This is a genomic window from Methylorubrum pseudosasae, from assembly GCF_029504475.1.
Lineage (GTDB): Bacteria > Pseudomonadota > Alphaproteobacteria > Rhizobiales > Beijerinckiaceae > Methylobacterium > Methylobacterium extorquens.
This window is the reverse complement of the sequence record NZ_JAQGDU010000002.1, coordinates 2,869,361-2,889,269: the sequence shown is the minus strand read 5'-3', so window position 1 is coordinate 2,889,269 and position 19,909 is coordinate 2,869,361. Positions and strand designations below refer to the sequence as shown.

Annotated in this window: 16 protein-coding genes; 1 reads left to right on the top strand and 15 read right to left on the bottom strand. The window is 70.5% G+C overall.

Annotated elements, in window-relative coordinates; all coding sequences use genetic code 11:
• Positions 1–248: 248 nt before the first annotated feature.
• Positions 249–470 (top strand): YjiS-like domain-containing protein, encoded by a 222-nt coding sequence (locus M2437_RS14510; RefSeq protein WP_253387853.1) that lies wholly within the window; start codon positions 249–251, stop codon positions 468–470.
• A 298-nt stretch (positions 471–768) separates the two neighbouring features.
• Here the strand turns inward: M2437_RS14510 and M2437_RS14505 are convergent, their stop codons facing one another.
• From M2437_RS14505 to M2437_RS14435, 15 genes are all read right to left on the bottom strand, one after another.
• Positions 769–1,278, bottom strand: a complete 510-nt coding sequence (locus M2437_RS14505) for a prolyl-tRNA synthetase associated domain-containing protein (RefSeq protein WP_147019130.1) — start codon at positions 1,276–1,278, stop codon at positions 769–771.
• Between the two features lie 13 nt (positions 1,279–1,291).
• Positions 1,292–2,086, bottom strand: coding sequence for an electron transfer flavoprotein subunit beta (locus tag M2437_RS14500; RefSeq protein ID WP_253387852.1), 795 nt, complete (start codon positions 2,084–2,086; stop codon positions 1,292–1,294).
• The gene (locus tag M2437_RS14495) at positions 2,083–3,303 is read right to left on the bottom strand and encodes an electron transfer flavoprotein subunit alpha/FixB family protein (RefSeq protein ID WP_253387851.1); all 1,221 of its coding nucleotides are present in this window, start codon (positions 3,301–3,303) and stop codon (positions 2,083–2,085) included. Before M2437_RS14495 ends, M2437_RS14500 begins: the two co-directional genes overlap by 4 nt.
• The gene (locus tag M2437_RS14490) at positions 3,300–5,201 is read right to left on the bottom strand and encodes a (Fe-S)-binding protein (RefSeq protein ID WP_253387850.1); all 1,902 of its coding nucleotides are present in this window, start codon (positions 5,199–5,201) and stop codon (positions 3,300–3,302) included. The genes M2437_RS14495 and M2437_RS14490 overlap by 4 nt, the downstream gene beginning before the upstream one ends.
• Positions 5,202–5,463: 262 nt before the next feature.
• Complete coding sequence (locus M2437_RS14485; protein WP_253387849.1) at positions 5,464–7,506, bottom strand: NADH:flavin oxidoreductase; 2,043 nt, start codon at positions 7,504–7,506, stop codon at positions 5,464–5,466.
• Positions 7,507–7,568: 62 nt separating this feature from the next.
• Complete coding sequence (locus tag M2437_RS14480) at positions 7,569–8,696, bottom strand: FAD-binding oxidoreductase (RefSeq protein ID WP_253387848.1); 1,128 nt, start codon at positions 8,694–8,696, stop codon at positions 7,569–7,571.
• 3 nt (positions 8,697–8,699) lie between these two features.
• Complete coding sequence (locus M2437_RS14475; RefSeq protein ID WP_253387847.1) at positions 8,700–9,959, bottom strand: aromatic ring-hydroxylating oxygenase subunit alpha; 1,260 nt, start codon at positions 9,957–9,959, stop codon at positions 8,700–8,702.
• A 124-nt stretch (positions 9,960–10,083) separates the two neighbouring features.
• Positions 10,084–10,890 carry a histidinol-phosphatase gene (gene hisN, locus M2437_RS14470; protein WP_253387846.1) on the bottom strand — a complete coding sequence of 269 codons (807 nt, stop codon included), beginning with the start codon at positions 10,888–10,890 and terminating at the stop codon, positions 10,084–10,086.
• Between the two features lie 3 nt (positions 10,891–10,893).
• Positions 10,894–11,829 (bottom strand): phosphotransferase, encoded by a 936-nt coding sequence (locus tag M2437_RS14465; RefSeq protein WP_056112814.1) that lies wholly within the window; start codon positions 11,827–11,829, stop codon positions 10,894–10,896.
• 220 nt (positions 11,830–12,049) lie between these two features.
• The gene (locus M2437_RS14460) at positions 12,050–13,030 is read right to left on the bottom strand and encodes a phosphotransferase (protein ID WP_253387845.1); all 981 of its coding nucleotides are present in this window, start codon (positions 13,028–13,030) and stop codon (positions 12,050–12,052) included.
• Positions 13,027–14,319 (bottom strand): Zn-dependent hydrolase, encoded by a 1,293-nt coding sequence (locus M2437_RS14455; protein ID WP_253389625.1) that lies wholly within the window; start codon positions 14,317–14,319, stop codon positions 13,027–13,029. The genes M2437_RS14460 and M2437_RS14455 overlap by 4 nt, the downstream gene beginning before the upstream one ends.
• Before the next feature lie 32 nt (positions 14,320–14,351).
• On the bottom strand, positions 14,352–16,190 hold the full coding sequence (locus M2437_RS14450) for an ABC transporter ATP-binding protein (RefSeq protein ID WP_253387844.1): 1,839 nt from the start codon (positions 16,188–16,190) through the stop codon (positions 14,352–14,354).
• Positions 16,190–17,113: an ABC transporter permease gene (locus M2437_RS14445; protein WP_253387843.1), complete on the bottom strand. Its 924-nt coding sequence runs from the start codon at positions 17,111–17,113 to the stop codon at positions 16,190–16,192. Before M2437_RS14445 ends, M2437_RS14450 begins: the two co-directional genes overlap by 1 nt.
• Complete coding sequence (locus M2437_RS14440) at positions 17,113–18,093, bottom strand: ABC transporter permease (RefSeq protein WP_003602451.1); 981 nt, start codon at positions 18,091–18,093, stop codon at positions 17,113–17,115. The genes M2437_RS14445 and M2437_RS14440 overlap by 1 nt, the downstream gene beginning before the upstream one ends.
• Before the next feature lie 110 nt (positions 18,094–18,203).
• Entirely contained in the window at positions 18,204–19,775 is a 1,572-nt protein-coding gene (locus M2437_RS14435; protein ID WP_253387842.1) for an ABC transporter substrate-binding protein, read from the bottom strand.
• Positions 19,776–19,909: the final 134 nt, after the last annotated feature.

Below are 19,909 nucleotides of genomic sequence, written 5' to 3'. Positions count from 1 at the left end.
GGGTTTTTGCGTCGATTCCGCTTTTCGGCAGGGCGGCGCGCCGCCGGCAACGCCCGGCCGGACCGGCGGCTTCATGCAAAACAGGTGAGCAATTCGCTAAATTTTGGGCCTTCTTGCTCAATGCATGCGCATGGAGCAAGTCTGCTCCCAAGCTTCCGCGCTCCTCCGAGGACAGAGGAAGGATCATATGAGTTCCGACGCGGGCCGTCCTCGTCTTGATCAACGACGGCGCGATCGAGGCTCATCTCATGTTCGGCAAGGTTTTCGAAAGTGTTCGCGCCCGGCTCCGCGCTCGGGCGGATGAAGAGGCTCTGATGGACCTCAGCGACGCGGCACTGGCCGATATCGGCCTGAGCTGGGCCGCGCTGCCGGGTCTGCGCTCCCGCATCGAGCCGGCCCCGGTCGAGGCGAAGGCCAGCGAGACGCTGTTCCTGTCCTTCGCCTTCCCGATGGCCATCCAGCGCGCCTGAGGGCCGGTTTGACGTGACCGATCGAATGCTCTCACGATGCCCGCCGCGCCGTCAGCGCGGGAGCGGGGGCAATCCGCTAGGCATTGTGTGAGGCACTTTTACGCGATCCCACCCGCGCCCTCATCCTGAGGTGCTCGCGTCAGCGAGACTCGAAGGAGGGCTCCAGGGATCGCGGTGCTCTCTGGAGCCCTCCTTCGAGGCCTCCGCTTTGCTCCGGCACCTCAGGATGAGGTCGCGGATGGGAAGAGAACACGGCCTGCGGTGCTGCCATCGCACATCGAACAGGCTCTGAGGATCGTCAGGCCGCCGCGCTCTCCGGCAGGGCGACCGCCGTGGGCTGGTGCCCCTCGGCCCGCAGAACCTCCACGAGATCGGCCGGGACGAGCGAGAGGGTGCGCGTGCTGACGAGCGGGTGGATGTTGACCCGCGTCTCCGCCAGCAGGCTGTCCTGAAGGAACACCCGCACGCTGCCCGGCGCGGCGTTGAGCGCCGCAAGCGGCGACACGGCCCCGCTCTCGACCCCGAGCTGTTCGCGCAAGGCATCGGGGCTCGCGAAGGACAGGCCGCCGCGGGCGCCGAGCACGGCGCGGAACGCCTTCAGATCGACCTGCGCGTCATGCTGGAGCGTGACGAGGAAGTAGGTCTTCTTCCCGTCGCGCAGGAACAGGTTCTTGGTGTGGGCGCCGGCGATGTCGCCGCAGATCGCCATCATCGCCTCGACGGTGAGCACGGCTTCGTGCTCGTAGAGCTTGTAGGCGATGCCGCGCTCGCGCAGCCGCGTCAGCAGGTCGTCGGGGCTCAGGGGCATCGTTTCGCTTTCCTCAGGTCTTCGGTTCCGCTGGCGGGGCGAGCACGCCGATCTGCCGGAGATAGGCCAGGATCTCGCGCGCGGCGTCCTCGGGATCGGGCTCGACCAAGAGCCGGCCGCTCGCGGCCGAGCCACCCTCGCCGGTGGCCGCCTTCAGCCGCTCCGCCGCCGAGCCGCCCGCGGGCGCGCCCTTCACGATCTTGGGCCGGCGGCGATAGGGCCGCTCCTCTACCGCCAAGGCGAGAGCCGGAAGTGATGCCGGCGCGACGGCCAGCGCCTCGACGCGCCCGCGGCGGGCCCGGCCATAGGCGTAGGCGAGGGGGGCGGGGGCGTCCGGATGGCAGGTGACGACGACCGGTCCCCGCACCACCACCCGGCGCAGGGCGCCCCGCCCGAGGCTCTGATCGAGCCGCAGGTCGCCCTCCACCTCGAGCGCCGCCGCGACCACGTCGGATATGAGGGTAATTGAGAGGGCGCGGGCCAGTGCGTAGGGCACGAGGCCGCTCTCCTCGCCGCCCTGGCTGCGCCGCCCGGCCAGGATCAGGTCTGGGGCAAGTTCGGCGAGCCGCGCGGCGAGCGCGGGCACCGGGTCGTCGCCGGCCGCGATCCTGATATGCTCGATCCGGGGCAGGCCCTGGCCCAGCGCCTCGCCGAGGGCGGCGGCATCCGGCCCGGCATGCAGGCCGAAGGTCTCGGACCCCGCGCCGAGCCCGGCGGCCATCCGGATCGCCTGCGCCTCGACCCGCGGCAGCACGGGCGCCCCGGAGACCGGATGGAGCCCGGCGGAGAGAAGGACCGCGATTCTCATGACGCCTTCCCCGACCCGGCGGCCTCTTCCGCCAGCAGCCGCAGCAGGGCCGGCATTACGGCCTGCGCATCCTGCACGATGGCGAGGCCGGCCCGCTCGATCATCGCCGCGTGGAGATCGGTGTTGACCGCCACCACATGCTCGCAGCCGGCCACCCCCTGGAGATGCTGCGGCGCCCCGGAGATGCCGAGCGCGAAGTAGCAGGTCGCCGCGAGCACCGTGCCCGAGGCGCCGACCTGGGTATGGCGCGGCATCAGCCCGGAATCGCACAGCACGCGGCTGGCGCCGGGTGTCGCGTGCAGCGCGCTCACCACCTGGCGGAAGGTGTCGAGATCGGAGAGGCCGTTGCCGGCCGACACCACGAACTCGGCGAGCGAGAGCGGCACGGTCGCGGGATCGGCCGGGATGCGCGTCGCCGAGACGATGTGTTTCGGGGTTTCCAGCGCAGCCCCTTCGAAGGGCAGGGCGCGCGCCTCCCGCGGCGGGCCGGCATAGTCGGCGACCGCGTCCGGTGCCACGGTGGCGAGGCGGGGCGGGGCGAGGCTCTGCTCGACCCGGCGGCCCCGGGCCGGGCGGACCAGCCCCTTGGCGGCCACCACTTCGGCATTGGTGAACAGCGCCTCGTTCAGGCCCACCGCGACGCGCCGGGCGAGGTCGCCGCCATCGAGGGATTCCGGGAACAGGACGTGGCGGGCCCCGACGCCCGCGAGCGCGGCCTCGATGCGGGCGGCGCGGGCCGCCGGGTCGTAGCCCTCCGCGCGCTCGAGCCGGAGCATCCGGTCGGCGCCCGCTGCACCCAGCCCCTCGCACTCCCCTTCCACGATGACCGCGACGGCGCCCTCGCGCCCGGCGAGCGCGCGCGCCGCACCGATCACCTGCCGGTCATGGCTCGAGAGGCGGCCGCCGGGGGCGTCCGGCACCACCGCGACGAGGAAGGCGGGCGTCTCGACGATGACCGTCTTCGGCACCTCGGCCACGGGCGCAGCGCGAGGTACGGCGGTGACCGCCTCGCCGACAGGGCGGCCGATCTGGCTGAGATCGTAGCGCGCCCGCGCAAGGCCATCGATGCGCTGCGCCGCGCGCTCGGCCCGCGGATCGCGGCGGGGGCGGGCGGAGCCGGTCACCCGACGGGTGCGATCGTAGCGCGGGCGCGGGCCCTCGCCGGCGACGAGGGAGGCCGCCCGCTCGGCCCGCGGGTCGCGCCGCGGGCGGCTCATCGGCCCGCCTCCACCGCCTGGAGCAGGAGTTCGGCCACGTCGCGGATTTCCGCCTTGCGGTCGGTCACGCCCTCCAGCATCGCCGTGCAGGAGGGGCAGGCGACGGCGACGATCCCGGCGCCGGTCTCGGCCGCCTGGGCCATGCGGATATCGGGGATGCGCCGTTCGCCCGGCACGTCGCTCACCGGCGCGCCGCCGCCGCCGCCGCAGCACATCGCCCGGCGCCCGGACCGGGTCATCTCGCGGCGGGTGACGCCGATCGCGTCGAGCACCGCGCGGGGCGCCTCGGTCTCCCCGTTGTAGCGGGCGAGGTAGCAGGGGTCGTGATAGGTGACCGAGAGGTCGGGCAGACGGCCCGGATTGAGCTTGCCCGCCCGGATCAGCTCCAGCAGGAGGGCGGTGTGGTGGGTCACGGTGTAGTGGCCACCGAAGGCCGGGTACTCGTTGCGCAGGGCATGCAGCGCGTGTGGGTCGGCGGTGACGATCCGCTTGAAGCGGTACTTCGCCAGCGTCGCGATGTTCTCCCGCGCCAGCGCCTGGAAGGTCGCCTCGTCGCCGAGCCGCCGGGCGAGGTCGCCGGTGTCGCGCTCCTCCGCACCCAGCACCGCGAAATCGACTTGCGCCTCGCGCAGGAGCCGGACCAGCGCCCGCAAAGAGCGGCCGTAGCGCAGGTCGTAGGCGCCCTCGCCGAGCCAGAGCAGGACATCGACCCGCTCACGCTCTGCGATCCGCGGCAGGTCGAGCCCGGCGGCAAAATCGGTGCGCGAGGCCAGCGGGCGCCCGCCGGGATCGCCGGACTGGCGCAGCTCCGTCACCGGGACGACGGCCTTCTCGGGCAGCGCCCCGCGCTCCAGCGTCTCGTGACGGCGCAGGGAGACCACGGCGTCGACGTGCTCGATCATCATCGGGCATTCCTCGACGCAGGCGCGGCAGGTGGTGCAGGACCACAAAGTGTCGGGATGGATGCGCGCATCCGGCCCGATCAGCCGGGCCAAAGCCCCGCGCGCGCCCTCCGCCGCCCGGCCGCCGGGATAGGGGTTGCCGGCATAGGCGGGCTCGGCCGGCGAGAGGCCGGCGACGAGATCCTGAATCAGCTTCTTCGGATTCAGCGGCTGGCCGGCGGCGAAGGCCGGGCAGGCGGTCTCGCAGCGCCCGCAACTGACGCAGGCGTCGTAGGACAGCAGCCGGTTCCAGGTGAAGTCGGCCGGCATCTCCGAGCCGAGGCGGGGCGCGTCGAGGTCGAGCGGCTGGAGCGCGGTGTCGGGGCGGCCCTCGAACCGGCCGGGCCGGGGATGGGCGACGAGGTGAAGCGCGCCGGCCGCCGCGTGGCGCATCGGGCCGTGGCGCACCTCGAAGGCGAGGCCGAGCCCGCCGGCCGCCGCGAGCGCGAGCGCGACGGAACCGAACAGGCCACCGCCGCCGCCGAGCGCGAGGATGAGGGCGGTGATCGTGCCGCCGACGGCGTAGGCGACGAGGAGGAACGGCAGGATCTGGAAGCGGCCGGCGGAGAGGCGCTTCTGCTTCTGCGGATAGCGCCGGGCGCCGACGAGCAGCGAGCCGACCGCCGTGACCCCGAAGGCGAGCGCCACGAGGAACCAGTAGGGCCGGAAATCGGCCAGCGGCGGCAGGATCGCCAGCGCGGTGAGGATCGAGGCCGCGATCAGGCCGCCGGCCACGACCGCATGCATGCGCGAGGCGTAGGCGTCGCGGGCCACGACGTGGTGGACATCGACGAGGTAGCGCCGGGGCAGCTTGGCGAGCCCGTCGAGCCACGCCACGGGCGCCGCCGCGCCGACGCGCCAGAGGGCGGCACGGCGCAAGCCCTGAACGAGGGCGAGCGCCGCCATCAGCCAGACGAGGCCGGGAAACACCGTGGTCAGGGGCACGAAGCTGGTCATGACGGTGGGCCTACGGGCTGGGCGACAGTTCCGGACGGGGCTTACGAGGACCGTGCATCCCCTCTCCCCGCACGCGGGGAGAGGGTCGCGACGACCCTGTCGTCGGCGCGACGAGGCGGCAGCCGAGGGTGAGGGGGCCTGGCCGGAGGAGGCTCATCCTGAGCCGCCCCCTCACCGCCGCTCCGGCTTCGCCTCCGCTTCCCGCAGGCACGACAGGGTGCCTGCGGGCCTCTCCCCGCGTGCGGGGAGAGGGGGAACCCAATCAAAGATCCTTGCACAGCCGCAGGGCGTCGTAGATCGCCGCGTGGATGTTGCGGCCCGAGACCGCGTCGCCGATGCGGTAGAGGGCGTAGCCCTTCGACAGATCGTAGGGCTGCGGCTCGCCGCGGATCAGCGCGTCCGGGTCGGTTTGGCCCCGGTTGACGGAGGCCTCCTTCAAGCCGTGGTAGAGCCTGTCCACCGGCAGCGTGCCGTGATCGACGACGATGCGATCGACGAGGCGCTCCTCCTCGGTGTCGGTCATGGTGTTGCGCAACGCCGCGACGAAGCGGTTGCCCTCGGGATAGATCTCGATCAGCTCCAGGTTCGGGCTCATCACCACGCCGAGCTTGTAGAGTTCGCGCAGGTGGATCGGCTGGTTGGTGGTGCCGACCTCCTCGGCGACCATCCGGTCGTGGGTGGCGATCTCCACGAGGCATCCGCGCTTGGCCAGTTGCTCGGCCACCGACGCGGCGTTGTGCTGGCCCATCTCGTCGTAGAGCAGGACCGAGCCGGTGGGCTCGACCGCGCCGGCCAGAACCTCGGCGGTGGTCACCGCGTGCTGCGCGGCGCCCTTGGCGTGGCCGCGGAACGGCGTGCCGCCGGTGGCGACGATGACCACGTCGGGCTTCTCGGCGAGCACCGCCGCCTCGGTCGCCTCGGTGTTGAGACGCAGATCGACGCCGAGCTTGGTCACCTGGGCCACCAGCCAGCGGGTGATGCCCGACATCGCCTCGCGCCAGCCGGCCTTGGCCGCGATGCCGATCTGACCGCCGGCCTGCCCGCTCTTCTCGAACAGCACCACCGCGTGGCCGCGCTCGGCGCAGACGCGGGCCGCCTCGAGGCCGCCGGGGCCGGCGCCGATCACCACGACCCGGCGGCGGACATCCGCCTTGCGGATCTCGTGCGGCATCGTCGCCTCGCGGCCGGTGGCGGCGTTCTGGATGCAGAGCGCGTCGCCGCCGACATAGATCCGGTCGATGCAGTAGCCCGCGCCGACGCATTGGCGGATGTCGTCGGCCCGGCCCTCGGAGAGCTTCTTCACGAGATGCGGGTCGGCGATATGGGCGCGCGTCATCGCCACCATGTCGACATGGCCCTCCGCGACCGCGCGGGCGGCGGTGGCGAGATCGGTGACGCGCTGGGCGTGGAAGACCGGCACGTCGACCTCGCGCTTGATCGCGCTCGGCAGAAACAGGAACGGCGCCACGGGGAAGGACATGTTCGGCAGCGAGATCGCGTGGGCGATGTGGTCGCGCGCTTGCCCGCCGAGGATGTTGAGGAAGTCCACGAGCCCGCGCCGGGCATATTCGGAGGCGATGGCGACGCAATCGTCCTGGCTGAGGCCGTCGGCGATCATCTCGTCGCCGGACATGCGGATGCCGATGACGTAGTCGTCGCCCGCTTCCGCGCGCATCGCCTCCAGCACCTCGATGCCGAAGCGCATCCGGTTCTCCAGGCTGCCGCCGTATTGGTCGGTGCGCTGGTTGACCGACGGCGACCAGAACTGGTCGATCAGGTGGCCGTGGGCGGCCGAGACCTCGCAGCCGTCGAGCCCGCCCTCGCGGCAGCGGCGCGCGGCCTGGGCGAAGCTCTTGACGATGCGGGCGATGTCCTCCGCCTCCATCTCCTTCGGGATGGTGCGGGAGGCGGGCTCGCGCCGGGGCGAGGGCGAGACGGTGGGGAGCCAGTGCTCGGTGTCCCACTTGGTGCGCCGGCCCATATGGGTGAGCTGAATCATCAGCTTGCCGCCGTGGGCGTGCACCCGGTCCGAGAACTGCTGGAAGAACGGGATCACCGAATCGTCGGCGACCGAGATCTGGTTCCAGGGCGCGGCGGGGCTGTCGACGGCGACCGAGGACGAGCCTCCGAACATGGTGAGCCCGATGCCGCCCTTGGCCTTCTCGGCGTGGTAGAGCTGATAGCGCTCCTGCGGCTTGCCGTCCCGGCCGTAGCCGGGGGCGTGGCTCGTGGACATCACCCGGTTGCGGATGGTGAGGCCCTTGATGGTGAGGGGCTTCAAGAGCGCGTCGGCATTGGCGATCACGGGACGACTCCCGAAGGCGATGGGGAAAGCGTGGGGTCGCGGGCGGGGCCGAGCCCGCTCGTTCAGCGTTCGACGACGAGGTCGCTGGTCGGCTTCGAGCAGCACAGCAGCGCCATGCCGGCATCGATCTCGCGCTGACGGATGCCGCCGGCATGGGTCATGGCGACGGTGCCGGCGGTGAGCTTCGACTTGCAGGTGCCGCACAGGCCCTTGGCGCAGGAGGAGGGCAGGCGGATGCCGGCCTTGCGGGCGGCGTCGAGCACCGTCTCGTTCTCCGGGCATTCGAGCACGCGGCGGGTCTTGGCGAACTCCACCCGAAAGATGCGCACGCCGCCCGCGGGCGCGGCCTCGGTGTCGAGGGTCTTCTCGGCTTCCGCCGCAGCCTCCTGCTCGGCCTCCGGCAGTTCGCCGAAGTCGAAGCTCTCCTGATGGTGCCGGGCCATGTCGAACCCGGCTTGGCTCAGCATGGCCCGCACCGCATCCATGTAGGGCTTCGGGCCGCAGACGAAGATTTCCCGGTCGAGGAAATCCGGCACCGCATCGCGAAGGATGTCGAGGGAGAGCCGGCCCTTCGGACCCGCCCAGGTCTCGTTGGGGGAATCGGTCTCGCAGACCGCGTGGAAGCGGAAGGCGGGATCGAGCCGGGCCATCGTCTCCAATTCGCCCCGGAACACGATGTCGGCGGGCGAGCGGGCGGAGTGGACGAAGGCGACGTCGCGGGCTTCGCCCAGATCGTGGAAGCTGCGCGCCATCGACATCATCGGCGTCACGCCGCTGCCGCCGGACAGGAGCAGGTATTTTGGGGCCGGGTGGGTGAAGCAGGAGAACTCGCCCATCGGCCCGAGCGCGCGCACGGTGTCGCCGGGCTTGAGAGTGTCGTGCAGCCAGTTCGAGACCGCGCCGCCGGGCACGCGCTTGACCGTGAACGAGACCGCGTGCGGGCGGGTCGGGGCCGAGGAGATCGTGTAGCAGCGGTGGATGGTCTCGCCGCCGATTTCAAATGAGAACGTCAGGAACTGGCCCGGGGCGTAGGCGAAGAGCCGGGGCGCCTTGGGCGCCAGCACGAAGGTCTTCACGTCGTGCGTCTCGTCGCGCACCGCGAGGCACACCAGGGCGTCGTCGACCTCCGCATCCCAGGGCGCGGAGGCCGCCAGCCGCCGGGCGGCCGGTTCGGAGGAGACCGGGGCCATGGCTCAGCGCCCCAGATGCGCGGCCATGCGGCCGACATACCAGTTGCAGAACTTCTCCACGAGCATCTCGGTATGCGGCGAGTAGGGGCCGGGCTCGTAGGCCGGGCTCGCGACACCCTGCTGGCAGATGCCGACGAGTTCGCTGTCCTGGTCGTTTGTGGCTTCCCAGACGCCGGTGAGGTTGGCGAGATCGTAATCGACGCCCTCGACCGCGTCCTTGTGCACGAGCCACTTGGTGCGCAGCAGCGAGCGCTCGGCATCGAGCGGCAGCACCGAGAAGGTGACGATGTGGTCGCCGAGGAAGTGGTGCCAGGAATTCGGCTGCGTCCAGACCGAGAGCCCGCCGAGCTTGGCGCTGGTGAGGTTGCCGAGCAGCCGCTTGCAGGCGGCCTTGGTGTCGAGGGTGTGGGACTCGCCCTCACCGTCGAGCGGCAGCCGCTCGGTGCGGAAGCCCGTGATCATGGTGTCGAGCTCGTCGATCTCCTTCGACGGCAGGCCTTCCGCCTCCCACTCGCCATGGCGGGTCTTGAGCAGGCAGCCGTAGCGCTCGGCATTGGCGCGGTCGTGCTCGTCCATCTCCTCGGGCGCGAAGCCGAAGCCGTAGGCGAAGAGCGGCACGGTCAGCTCGGGATGGTTGGCCCCGCAATGGTAGCACTCGCGGTTGTTCTCCATCGTCAGCTTCCAGTTGCCGGGCTCGATGATGTCCTTCTGGAAGGCGACCTTGGTGTCGCGCACGTTGTGCGGCTCGATATAGGGGCCGAGCTTTGCGGCCATCTCGTCGAAATCGGCCGGGGGCTGGTCGGCGAGGCAGATGAACAGCAGGCCCGCGAGCGAGCGGATATGCACGGGCTTGAGGCCGTGGCAGCTCTTCTTGAAGTCCGGACCCATATGCTCGGCATGGATCAGGTTGCCGGTGAGGTCGTAGGTCCAGGAATGGTAGCGGCAGACGAGGTTGCCGACCGTGGACTTCTCGTCATGGACGAGCCGGGCGCCGCGATGGCGGCAGACATTGTGGAAGGCGCGGATCTCGTTGTCGTCGTCGCGCACGATCGCGACCGAAGTCTTGCCGATCTCGACGACCATGACGTCGCCGGCCTCCGGCACGTCAGGCTCGACGCCGACATAGATCCAGTGGCGGCCGAAGATGATCTCCATGTCGGCCTCGAACACCTCGGGGCTGAGGTAAAACGGGGCCGCGAGGGTGTAGCCGGGGCGACGCTCGCGCAGCAGGCGCTGAAGCGGGGTCGGCGTCACATCGAGCATGGGGACCTCCCGAGCCGTATCTGGCTGTCGGGAATTATTGTTCGGCGGGCCCCCCGTCGCTTCCACCTCAGCGACATCCCCTTGGCAAACCGCGACGCGGGGAAGCCGGCGGTCTCAGGTCCCCCTATCCCCGCAGGATCGCCAAAGCCTCGGCGTGCAGGTCCGGCGTCGCCGCCGCGAGAACCCGCCCGTCGGAGGCGAGGGTGAGATCTTCGCCGCTCCAATCGGTGATGACCCCGCCCGCCGCCCGGATCACCGGCACCAGGGCCATGTAATCGTAGGGTTGCAGGCCGGTCTCGGCGATCAGATCGCAATGGCCGGAGGCCAGCAGGCCGTAGGCGTAGCAATCGCCGCCGAAGCGGCGCAGGGCCGTCTTTGCGCTGAGGCGGCGGTAGCGCGCCTCGTCCGCCCCGGTGAAGCCCTCGGGCGAGGTGGTGAAGAAGCGCGCCGCGGACAGGCTCCGGCAGGTGCTGGTGCGGGCGGGCTCGGCCCCGAACCGCGCCTGCCCCGGCACGCCGGTCCAGCGCTCGCCCAAAGCCGGCATGTCGATCAGCCCGGCGACCGGTACGCCGCCGTCGAGGAAGGCGACCAGGGTGCCGAACAGCGGCAGGCCGGTGACGAAGCTCTTGGTGCCGTCGATCGGGTCGATCACCCAGACCGGGCCGCTGCCAGGCGTGGCTCCGGGCTTCACCCCCATCTCCTCGCCGAAGATGCCGTGATCGGGAAACCGCGCCTCGATCAGGCCGCGCAGGCGCACCTCGATGGCGCGGTCGGCCAACGTCACCGGGCTTTCGTCGGCCTTCGTCACGATGTCGAGCGGGGTGCGGAAATAGGCGAGCGCGATCGGGCGCGCGGCCTCGGCCAGTTCGGCGGCAAAGGCGAGGATGGTTTCCGGGGCGAGAGGGTCGGTCGCGGGCAAAGCCAGATCCATCGCTCAGAGCGCCTTCAGGAAGAGCGGCCAGCGCGGGTCGTTCATGATCGAGCGGGCGCGCATGTGCTTCCAGATCCCGTATTTGTAGAAATCGAAGTCGAGGGTGGAGATGCGGTTCTGCACCATCGCCCAGGTCGACCATTTCACGTCGGCGAGCGCCTTGTGCACCATCAGGCGCGCGAACAGCGCCTCGTCGTAGCGGCCGAAATATTGTTCGATCAGTTCGCGATCGACGCTCTCGGGGAAGAACATCTCCCCGCTCCAAATCGCGATGTCGTAGAGCCGGTCGTTGTTGGAGGCGTACTCGAAGTCGATCAGCAGGATCGAGCCGTCCTCGCCGAGGAGGAAGTTGCCCGGCATCGGATCGTTGAAGCACGGCACGAGGTCGAGGCCCGAGGCTTCGAGCGCCGCCCGCGCCAGCCGGGTCTGGCGGGTGAGCCAGGCCTGATCGGGGGGCAGGAGCGCGCCGAGTTCGGCGGCCTGCCGGTCGTGCTCGTCGATCATGTCGAACACGGTCTTGGTCAGCGGCAGGAGCGGGGCCGCGTGGAAGCGGCGATAGACGCGCATCGCCTCCGCGCGCAGGGCCGGGTCGGCGAAGTCGCGGTTGGTCGAGGGCCGGCGCCCGTCCACGAACTCGGCGATCTCGATGCCGTGGGCGTCGAGATCGTCGAAGGTGCGGGGCCCCAGCCCGATCACCTCCGCCTGCCGGCTGGCGGCGCGGGCGGCGGCGCGGTCGATGAACATCTCGGTGCCGCGGCCCGGCATCTTGACGAAGTAGGGATGCGGCTCGCCCTCGATCTCGACGCGCCAGTTGACGTTGCTGATCCCGCCGAGCACCGGGCGGTAGTGCGTCGGGCGCCCCTGCCAGCGCGGGACGGTGCGCAGGGCCGCTTCGAAGGCGTGCTCGGCCTCGGTGGCGGCATGGCCCAGAGCGATCATGGTCGTCTCCTCACAGCTCGTTCGGTCGGCGCGCCGAAACCGCAGGCCCTCGCGCGCATCAGGCCCGCTGCTCCAAACCCCGTCCTGAGGTGCCGAAGCAAAGCGGAGGCCTCGAAGGGGGCTCCGGGGTTCGCGCGGGAACGGGAGCCCCCTTCGAGGCCGCTTCGCGGCCTCTCAGGATGCGGGGGAAGCAACGGGATGATCGTCGTCGAGCGGGCCATCACAGCGCCCTCAGGGTTTCCTCGAAGCCCGGCCGGCCGACGAGCATCCGGCAGCGCAGGAAGCGCCACGCGGCGTATTTGCGAAATTCGAGCCCGCGGCGCGGCGAGAGCCGGTCCATGGCCAGCGCGCGCAAGGCCCAGTGCAGGTCGTCGGCGGCGGCATAGGCGCGGGCGCGGTTGAACACGTCCGGACGGAAGCGCCCCTCCGCCATCTCGATGCCGGCCTTCATCGGCGCCTCGAAGGTGCAGGCCTCGTTGAGGAACGCGCCGAGCTGGTAATGGGGGTCGGTGTCGCAGGCCATATCGAAATCGACGAGTTGCAGGGCGCCGCCGGGGCCGAACAGCAGGTTGGAGGCGTGCGGGTCGGCATGGGCCGGGCGGGCATCCGTGCCGGCGGCCGTCAGCGCCGCCTCGATCGCCTCGGCCCAGTCGAACAGGAACCACGCATCGGGCGGCAGGGCGTCGGCCTCCGGCCCCAGCAGGGCACAAAGGGTGCGGATCGCGTCGAACACGTTCCAGGGCCGGCCGAGGGCTTCGCCCGCGCCGATCCGGCGGAAGGCCTCGATCACCGTGGCCATGCTGTCCGGCTGCTGAAGCCTGTCGAGGGTGGCCGGGCGCCAATCCGGGCCGAGACACCGGAACAGGATCGCGCCCTGATCCGCCGCGAAATGCAGCGGTTCCGGTGCGAGGCCCAGCGCAGCGACCGTCTGCGCGCCGCGGAAGGCGGCGGCGGGATCGAGCAGCGCGGCGGCGCAGGGCTCGGAGACCTTGAGGAACAGGCTCGGTTCGGCGCCCTCGGTCTCGGTGACATGGAACGTCGTGGATTCGACCCCGTGATAGGAGGGCGAGGCGAGGCCGGACACCGCCACGGCGTAATGCGGCACCTTGCCCCGAAGGTCGGGCCGCGCGGAGAAAGCCTGCGCCAGGGCGGCCTCGGCCAGCCGCTCCGACGCGTCCTCGGGGGTGCCCAGCGCCTTCACCGGTCCCCTCCCGCGGTCTCGAGGGCGGCCATGCCCTCGGTGGCGAGGATCATCAGCATGTCGGCCAGCACCTGTGTGCCGAAGGCCTGATCCTCCGGGCTCGTGAACTCGGTCGGGTGGTGCATCACGCCGCCGCGGCAGGGCACGGCCAGCACCACCGAGGGGCAGACGGCGGAGAGGCTGACCGCGTCGTGGCCGCCGATCGTGTCGAGGTGGCGCGTCGTCGTGCCGTTGGCCGTGCCCGCGCGCTCGGCGAGCCGCACGAGGCCCGGCGCCATCGGGCCGGCGGCGCGCCGGTCGATGGCGCGCACCTCGTGACCCACCTCCGCGCGCGCGGCAGCCAGATCGATGGCCGCCTTCAGCCGGAGTTCGGCCTCCTCCAAGATCGCGGGCGAGCCGGAGCGCAGCTCGATGAACAGAACCGCTTCGCTCGGCACAGTGTTGGGCGAGTTCGGCCGCACTTCGAGCCGGCCGACGGAGGTGTGCAGGTCGAGGCCGTAATCGGCCGTCATGGCCTTGAGGTCGGCGATCAGGTAGGCGGCGCCGAGAAGCGCGTCGCGCCGCTCGGCCATCGGCGTCGGGCCGGTATGGGCTTGGCGCCCGAGGAAGGCGAGGCGGTACTTGGTGGCGCCCCAGTAGCGGGTGAAGGCGCCGAAGCGCAGGCCCTCGCGCTCCAGGATCGGCCCGCCCTCGATATGCAGCTCGATGAAGGCGTCCGGCACCGGCACGGCGTCGCTTCCGGCATAGCCGATCCGCGACAGGGCCTCGCCGACGGTGACGCCGTCGCCGTCGCTGCGGGCCAGCGCCCAGTCGAGCCCGGCGGCACCGGTGAAGACGCTGCTGCCGAGCAGGCTCGGCTGAAAGCGGGCGCCCTCCTCGTTGGTCCAGTTGGCGACCGTGAAGTTGCAGGCCGACCTCCTGCCCGCCACTTCGAGCGCCGCGCGCACGGACAGGATGGCTTCGCAGGCGGCGAGCACGCCGAGCGTGCCGTCGAAGCGCCCACCATTGGGCTGGCTGTCGAGATGCGAGCCGACCATCACCGTGGGCGCGCCGGGTCCGGCCAGTTCCAGACAGCCAAACTGATTGCCGATCGCATCGACCCGCGGGGTGAAGCCGTGCGCGGAAAACCACGCGGCGAGCCAGTCGCGCGCCTGCCCGTCCTCCGGCGAAAGGGTCAGGCGGGTCAGGGCGCCCTCCGGCCCGGCGCCGAAGGCCGAGACCGCCTCCATCATCGCCTGGAGGCGGGCGGGGTCGATCCGCACGGGGGCGAAGGCCATCATGTCGGGCATGGATGTCATCGTTGTCTCGGGAAGGGGCGGCATCAGGCAGCGCCCGCCAGCAGGGCGGCGCCGGCGCCCGGCACGCGGTGGCAGGCGGCGAAGTCGTGCGCGCCGCGCACGGTGAGGAACGGGGGATGCGTGGCACAGGCGTCGAAGGCCTGCGGGCAGCGCGAGCGGAAGGCGCAGCCCTGCGGCAGGTCGATCGGGCTCGGCGGCTCGCCCTCCATCAGGCAATCCTCCGGCCGGTAGCGCCGCGCCTCCAGGGCCGGCATCGCCGAGAGCAGGGCGCGGGTGTAGGGATGGCCGGGATCGAAGAACAGGCGCTCGTTGTCGGCGAGTTCGACGACCTCGCCGAGATACATCACCGCGATGCGGTTGCAGGCTTTGCGCACCATCGCGAGGTCGTGGCTGATGTAGATGTAGGTCAGCCCGTGCGTGCGCTGCAGTTTCTCGAACAACGCCAGCAGCTTGAACTGCTCGGTCTGGTCGAGGGCCGAGAGTGTCTCGTCCATGAGCAGGATCTGAGGCTCGAGCACCATGGCGCGGGCGACGTTGATGCGCTGGCGCTGCCCGGCCGACAGCCCGAGCGGCAGGTCGTCGTAGAGCGCGACCGGCAGCCCCACATCGTCCATCACCGCGCGCACCCGCTCGCGGATCTTTCTCGGGTCGCGCCAGCCATGGGTGCGCAGGGGTGCTTCCAGCATGGCGCCGATGCCGGTGCGCGGCGGCAGCGAGTTGAACGGGTCTTGGAGCACCAGTTGCAGCTTGCGGCGGAAGCCGAGGAGTTCGGCCCCCGACAAACCGGCGATGTCACGGCCCTCGCACAGCACGCTGCCGCCGCTCGGGCGCTCCAGGCGGCTCAGAAGCCGCATCAGGGTGGACTTGCCGCAGCCGGATTCGCCGACGACGGCGAAGCTGTCGCCCTGGGCGATGTCGAAGGTGACGTTGCGGACCGCCCGCAGCGCGCTCGTGCCGGCAAAGCTCCCGCGCTGCTTCACCCGGTAGGTCTGCGACACGTCCCGCAGGCTGATGATCGGCTGGGGCGGTCGCGCGCCGGGGGCCTTCGGGACCGCGGGCAGGCGCGGGCGCTCGCCCCAGATCACCGGGATCTGCGCGACGAGATCGCGGGTATAGGCGTGGCGCGGGGCGGCGATCAGCGCCTCGGTCGGCTGCTCCTCGACCAGACGCCCGGCATCGATCACCAGGGTGCGGCTCGCCGCCTCGCGGGCCACGGGCAGCGAGGAGGAGACGAACAGGATCGCGGTCTCGAAGCGCTCGGTGAGTTCGCGCATCAGGCGGATCACCTGGGCGGCGACCGTCACGTCGAGGGGCTGGGTCACGTTGTCGGCGACCAGCAGGGCCGGGTTCGAGACCATGGCATCGACGATGAGCGCGCGCTGCATCATCCCGCCGGAGAACTGCGAGGGGTAATCGTGGAAGCGCGCGGTGGCCGAGGGAATGCGCACGGCGTCGAGCAGGGCGATCACGCGCGCCTGCGCCTCTTTCCGGCTTACTTCGGGCATGACGGCGCGCAGCTTCTCGACGATCTGGCGCCCGACCGGCAGGGTCGGGTCGAGGGCGCCCATCGGGTCGGCGCCGACATAGGCGATGTCGCGGCGCAAGAGCCGCATCGCCCGCGGCGGCAGCGCCAGCAGATCCTGCCCGCGGAAGGACACGGTGCCGGACCGGATGGCGAGCGGGGCTGTGATCCAGTTGACCACGGCGCGCGACAGCACGGTCTTGCCGGCGCCCGAGGCGCCGACGACGCCGACGATCTCCCGCGGGGCGACGTCGAAGCTGATCCCGTCGAGAATGGTTCGCTCACGCCCGGGGAGGGTGAGGGCGACGGAGAGGTCGCGGACGGAGAGCACCGGGTCCATCAGGCGCCCCCGTGGATCGAGTTGCGGGCACGCTCGAAGGCGGCGCCAATCAGGTTGATGCCGGTGAGCGTGAGGCACAGGAACACGCCCGGCATGGTGGCGATCCACCACGCGTTGAGCAGGTATTTGCGCCCGTCGGCGATGATGCTGCCGAAGGTCGGTGTCGGCGGCTGCACGCCGAGGCCGAGGAAGCCGAGCGTCGATTCGAAGATCATCATCCGCGCGACATCAAGCACCGAGGTGAAGAGCAGCGGCGGCACCAGCAGCGGCACGAGCAGCGTGAGGATGATGCGCGGATGCGTGGCGCCCGAGACCTGCGCGGCGCGCACGTATTCGCGCCCGCGCTCGGCCATCACCACCGAGCGCATGACGCGGGCATAGACCGGCCAGTTCGACAGGCCGAGCACGAGGATGATCGCAGGGATGGTCGGGCGGTCGGCGCCGAGCACGGCGATCGCCAGGATGATCATCGGGATCGAGAGCTGTGCGTCGGTGATCCGCATGATCACCGTGTCGGTGCGCCCGCCGAAATAGCCGGCGACGGTGCCGAGCGCGCAGCCGATGATGACGGTCACGGCGACCGAGGCCACGCCGATCAGCAGCGAGTAGCGCAGGCCCACGAGGCAGCGCACCAGCATGTCGCGGCCGATCTGGTCGGTGCCGAGCGGGTGCACCCAGCTCCACTTGTCGCCGAGGAACAGCGGCGGCAGCAGGCGCGCCCGGATGTCCCGCATCGCCGGGTCGATGCCGCTGAGTTCCGGGTAGAGCGCGGCGGCGAGCACGAGGAGGGCGAGCACGACGAAGCCGACGCGAAAGCCCCCGGAGCGGGCGGCACGCCCGAGGATGCGCCGACCGATGGAGCGCGATGCCGTGACATCGACACGGGGTGGAGCCAGCGCCAGGGAAGAATCCACGGCATCCATCAGTATTCGAGCCTCGGATCGATGGTGGTCGCCGCGAGATCGACGAGGATGTTGATGAGGACGAAAATCGCGCTGGTGACGATCGCGATGCCCTGGATCAGCGGGAAGTCGCGCTGGAGCACGGCGTTGATCGTCAGCAGTCCGAGGCCGGGATAGTCGAAGATGTATTCGACGATGATCACGCCCCCGAGCAGCGAGGAGAACTGCACGCCGAGCAGGTTGAGGAGCGGCACCGAGGCGTTGCGCAGGGCATGCGCGGCGACGATGCGCGGGCGCGACAGGCCGCGGACATGGCCGACGGCGACGTAAGACTCGCCCATCTGCGCCGCCACCGCACTCGACAGCGTCCGGATCAGCACCGGCGACAGCTCGACAGCGAGCACGAGGGCCGGCAGCACCGTATAGGAGAAGCCGCCATAGCCGATCGCCGGCAGCCAGCCGAGCTTCACCGACAGGAGCAGGGCGAGCACGATGCCGAGCCAGAAATTCGGGATCGAGATGAAGACCGAGGAAACCGCGAAGGCGAGCCGATCGAAGAACCCACCGGGGCGCAGGCCGGCCGCGATCCCGAGCAGGGCCGAGAAGACCAGGGCAATGGCGAGCGCCAGGGCGGCGAGCTGCAGGGTCATCGGCAGGGCGTCGAGGATGAGATCGCCGACCCCGGCCCGCTCGCCGCGGGTCATGTCGTCGAAATTCGCGCCCCCCGTCGCCGCGCCGTTGGCCGGCCGCATGAAGCTGCGGCCGAGATCACCCTGGACCACCCCTGCCGCGTAGCGGCCAAACTGCACGATGATCGGATCGCGCAGGCCCATCGTGGTGGCGATCTGCTCCACCAGGGAATCGGGCGCCATCCCGCCCACCATCTGGCGCACGGGGTTGCCCGACATCACCCGCAGCAGGGTGAAGATCAGCAGCGAGACGAGGAAGATGATGACCGCACCCTGCGCGAGGCGCCGGGCGAGGAAACTGAGAACGAACATCGGGGCATCGGGTCCGGTGACGGAATCGGCGGGGCGGGGCCCGGCCGCCCGCGGAGGCGGGCCGGGTCACGCGCCGGGCGCGGACAAGTTCAGTCAGGCGGTCTTGCCGGTCAGGCGGTTTTCGAGGCGTCGATCGACCCGTCCGGATAGATGTAGAGGCCCTTCAGCTCCTGCTGCATCGCGTGGATCATCACCGAGGTGAACAGCGACAGCGCCGGCATCTTGGCGGCCAGCAGCGGCATCGTCTCGTTCTGGAGGATGGCCTTGCGCTCCTCCAGCGTCGGCGCCGCGCGCTCACGATCCAAGCTCGCGTCGATCTGCGCATCCTCGATGCCGGTGATGCGATGCGAGGAGGAATGGAAGTGGGTGCGCAGCACCAGATCCGGCTCGGGCGAGGCGGTGGACCAGCCGCAATCGACCATGTGGCCGGGTCCGCCGCCGGGGCGGTGGTAGAGCCGCTCGTTCCAGGCCGCCGGCTCCAGCACCGTGAGGCTCACCGGAAAGCCCTGCTCGTTGAGCATCGCGGTGATGACCTCGCCGTACTCCTTGGTCTTCGGGTAGAAGCCGACCGAAGTGATGTATTCGAGCGGCGGCAGCCCCTTGCCCTTGGGGAAGCCGGCCTCGGCCAGCAGCGCCTGCGCCTTGGCCGGGTCGTAGGCCGGGTAGTTCTTGAGGTCGACGTAGCCGAACTTCACCGGCGAGATGAAGTTGGCCGAGGCGTGGCCCGCCGCGCCGAGGATCTCCAAGAGCATCGCCCGGTCGATCGAGTGGCAGGCGGCCATGCGCACCCGCACGTCGTTGAAGGGCGGCTTGGAGCAGCGGAACCAGAGATACTTGTTCTCGACCGAGACGACCTCGTTGATCGCGATCTTCGGGTTGTTCTTGACCGTCTCGACCTGCTCGGGTTCGAGCCGCTCGACGATCGAGGCCTGGCCGTTCATCAGCGACAGCATCCGCGTGGTCGAGTCGCCGGTGAAGGTGAAGTTGATGCTGGGAATCCCCGGCTTGCCGCGGAAATAGCCGTCATGGGCCTTGAGCACGGTGTCGTTGCCGCGCTGCTCGACGAAGCGGAACGGGCCGGTGCCGTTCAGGCGCCGGGTGAGGGCGCCGCCCGGCCCCTCGGCCACGTCCTTGGCCGAGAGGATGGGGAGGAACGAGGCCAGGAAAATGAAGAGGTGGGCGGGGTAGCCGCCCTTCGAAGTGTCGACGATCACGGTCTCGTCGTCGGGCGTGGTGATCGTCAGCGTCTCGGTCGGGCCGGGATACCACTGCGCCGGCCGGTCCTTGCCCGCGCCGTACTCGAAGGTCGCCTTGACGTCCTCGGGCCCGAACGGCTTGCCGTCGTGAAACTGCACGCCCTTGCGCAGCTTGATCTGCAGGCGGTGCGGATCGAGCAACCGGATGTCGGTAGCGAGTTCGTAGACGACCTTGCCGGGGTCATCGAGCGTCATCGGCGTGCGGGTCAGGAAGCCCATCACGAAGCCCTCGATGTTCTTCTGCGAGAGCGTGGTGTGGGCGGTCGGGTCCCAGTTGCCGGTGATGTTCTCGGCCGAGAGGAAGACCAGCGGCTTGCCCGATTGGGCGAAGGCCGAGGAGACCAGGAAGTCGGGATTGATCTGGGCAAAACCCACAGCGGCGGCGCTCGCCTGAAGAAACCGTCTGCGGTCCATTGTACCGGCCATGCTGAGGCTCCCGAGTTCCCACGCATCCATCAAAGTGGTCAAAAACCACATTGCAGGACCCGTGCCAGAAGCCACAAATCACACAGACCGGTCAGCTTGGCGGTGATCGCCGCCGGAAGGCAGGAGCGCTGAGG

Coding starts and splice junctions, on each gene's coding strand:
- M2437_RS14510 (WP_253387853.1), top strand. CDS start 249: ATGTTCGGCAAGGTTTTCGAAAGTGTTCGCGCCCGGCTCCGCGCTCGG.
- M2437_RS14505 (WP_147019130.1), bottom strand. CDS start 1,278: ATGCCCCTGAGCCCCGACGACCTGCTGACGCGGCTGCGCGAGCGCGGC.
- M2437_RS14500 (WP_253387852.1), bottom strand. CDS start 2,086: ATGAGAATCGCGGTCCTTCTCTCCGCCGGGCTCCATCCGGTCTCCGGG.
- M2437_RS14495 (WP_253387851.1), bottom strand. CDS start 3,303: ATGAGCCGCCCGCGGCGCGACCCGCGGGCCGAGCGGGCGGCCTCCCTC.
- M2437_RS14490 (WP_253387850.1), bottom strand. CDS start 5,201: ATGACCAGCTTCGTGCCCCTGACCACGGTGTTTCCCGGCCTCGTCTGG.
- M2437_RS14480 (WP_253387848.1), bottom strand. CDS start 8,696: ATGGCCCCGGTCTCCTCCGAACCGGCCGCCCGGCGGCTGGCGGCCTCC.
- M2437_RS14475 (WP_253387847.1), bottom strand. CDS start 9,959: ATGCTCGATGTGACGCCGACCCCGCTTCAGCGCCTGCTGCGCGAGCGT.
- hisN (WP_253387846.1), bottom strand. CDS start 10,890: ATGGATCTGGCTTTGCCCGCGACCGACCCTCTCGCCCCGGAAACCATC.
- M2437_RS14465 (WP_056112814.1), bottom strand. CDS start 11,829: ATGATCGCTCTGGGCCATGCCGCCACCGAGGCCGAGCACGCCTTCGAA.
- M2437_RS14455 (WP_253389625.1), bottom strand. CDS start 14,319: ATGCCCGACATGATGGCCTTCGCCCCCGTGCGGATCGACCCCGCCCGC.
- M2437_RS14450 (WP_253387844.1), bottom strand. CDS start 16,190: ATGGACCCGGTGCTCTCCGTCCGCGACCTCTCCGTCGCCCTCACCCTC.
- M2437_RS14445 (WP_253387843.1), bottom strand. CDS start 17,113: ATGGATGCCGTGGATTCTTCCCTGGCGCTGGCTCCACCCCGTGTCGAT.
- M2437_RS14440 (WP_003602451.1), bottom strand. CDS start 18,093: ATGTTCGTTCTCAGTTTCCTCGCCCGGCGCCTCGCGCAGGGTGCGGTC.
- M2437_RS14435 (WP_253387842.1), bottom strand. CDS start 19,775: ATGGCCGGTACAATGGACCGCAGACGGTTTCTTCAGGCGAGCGCCGCC.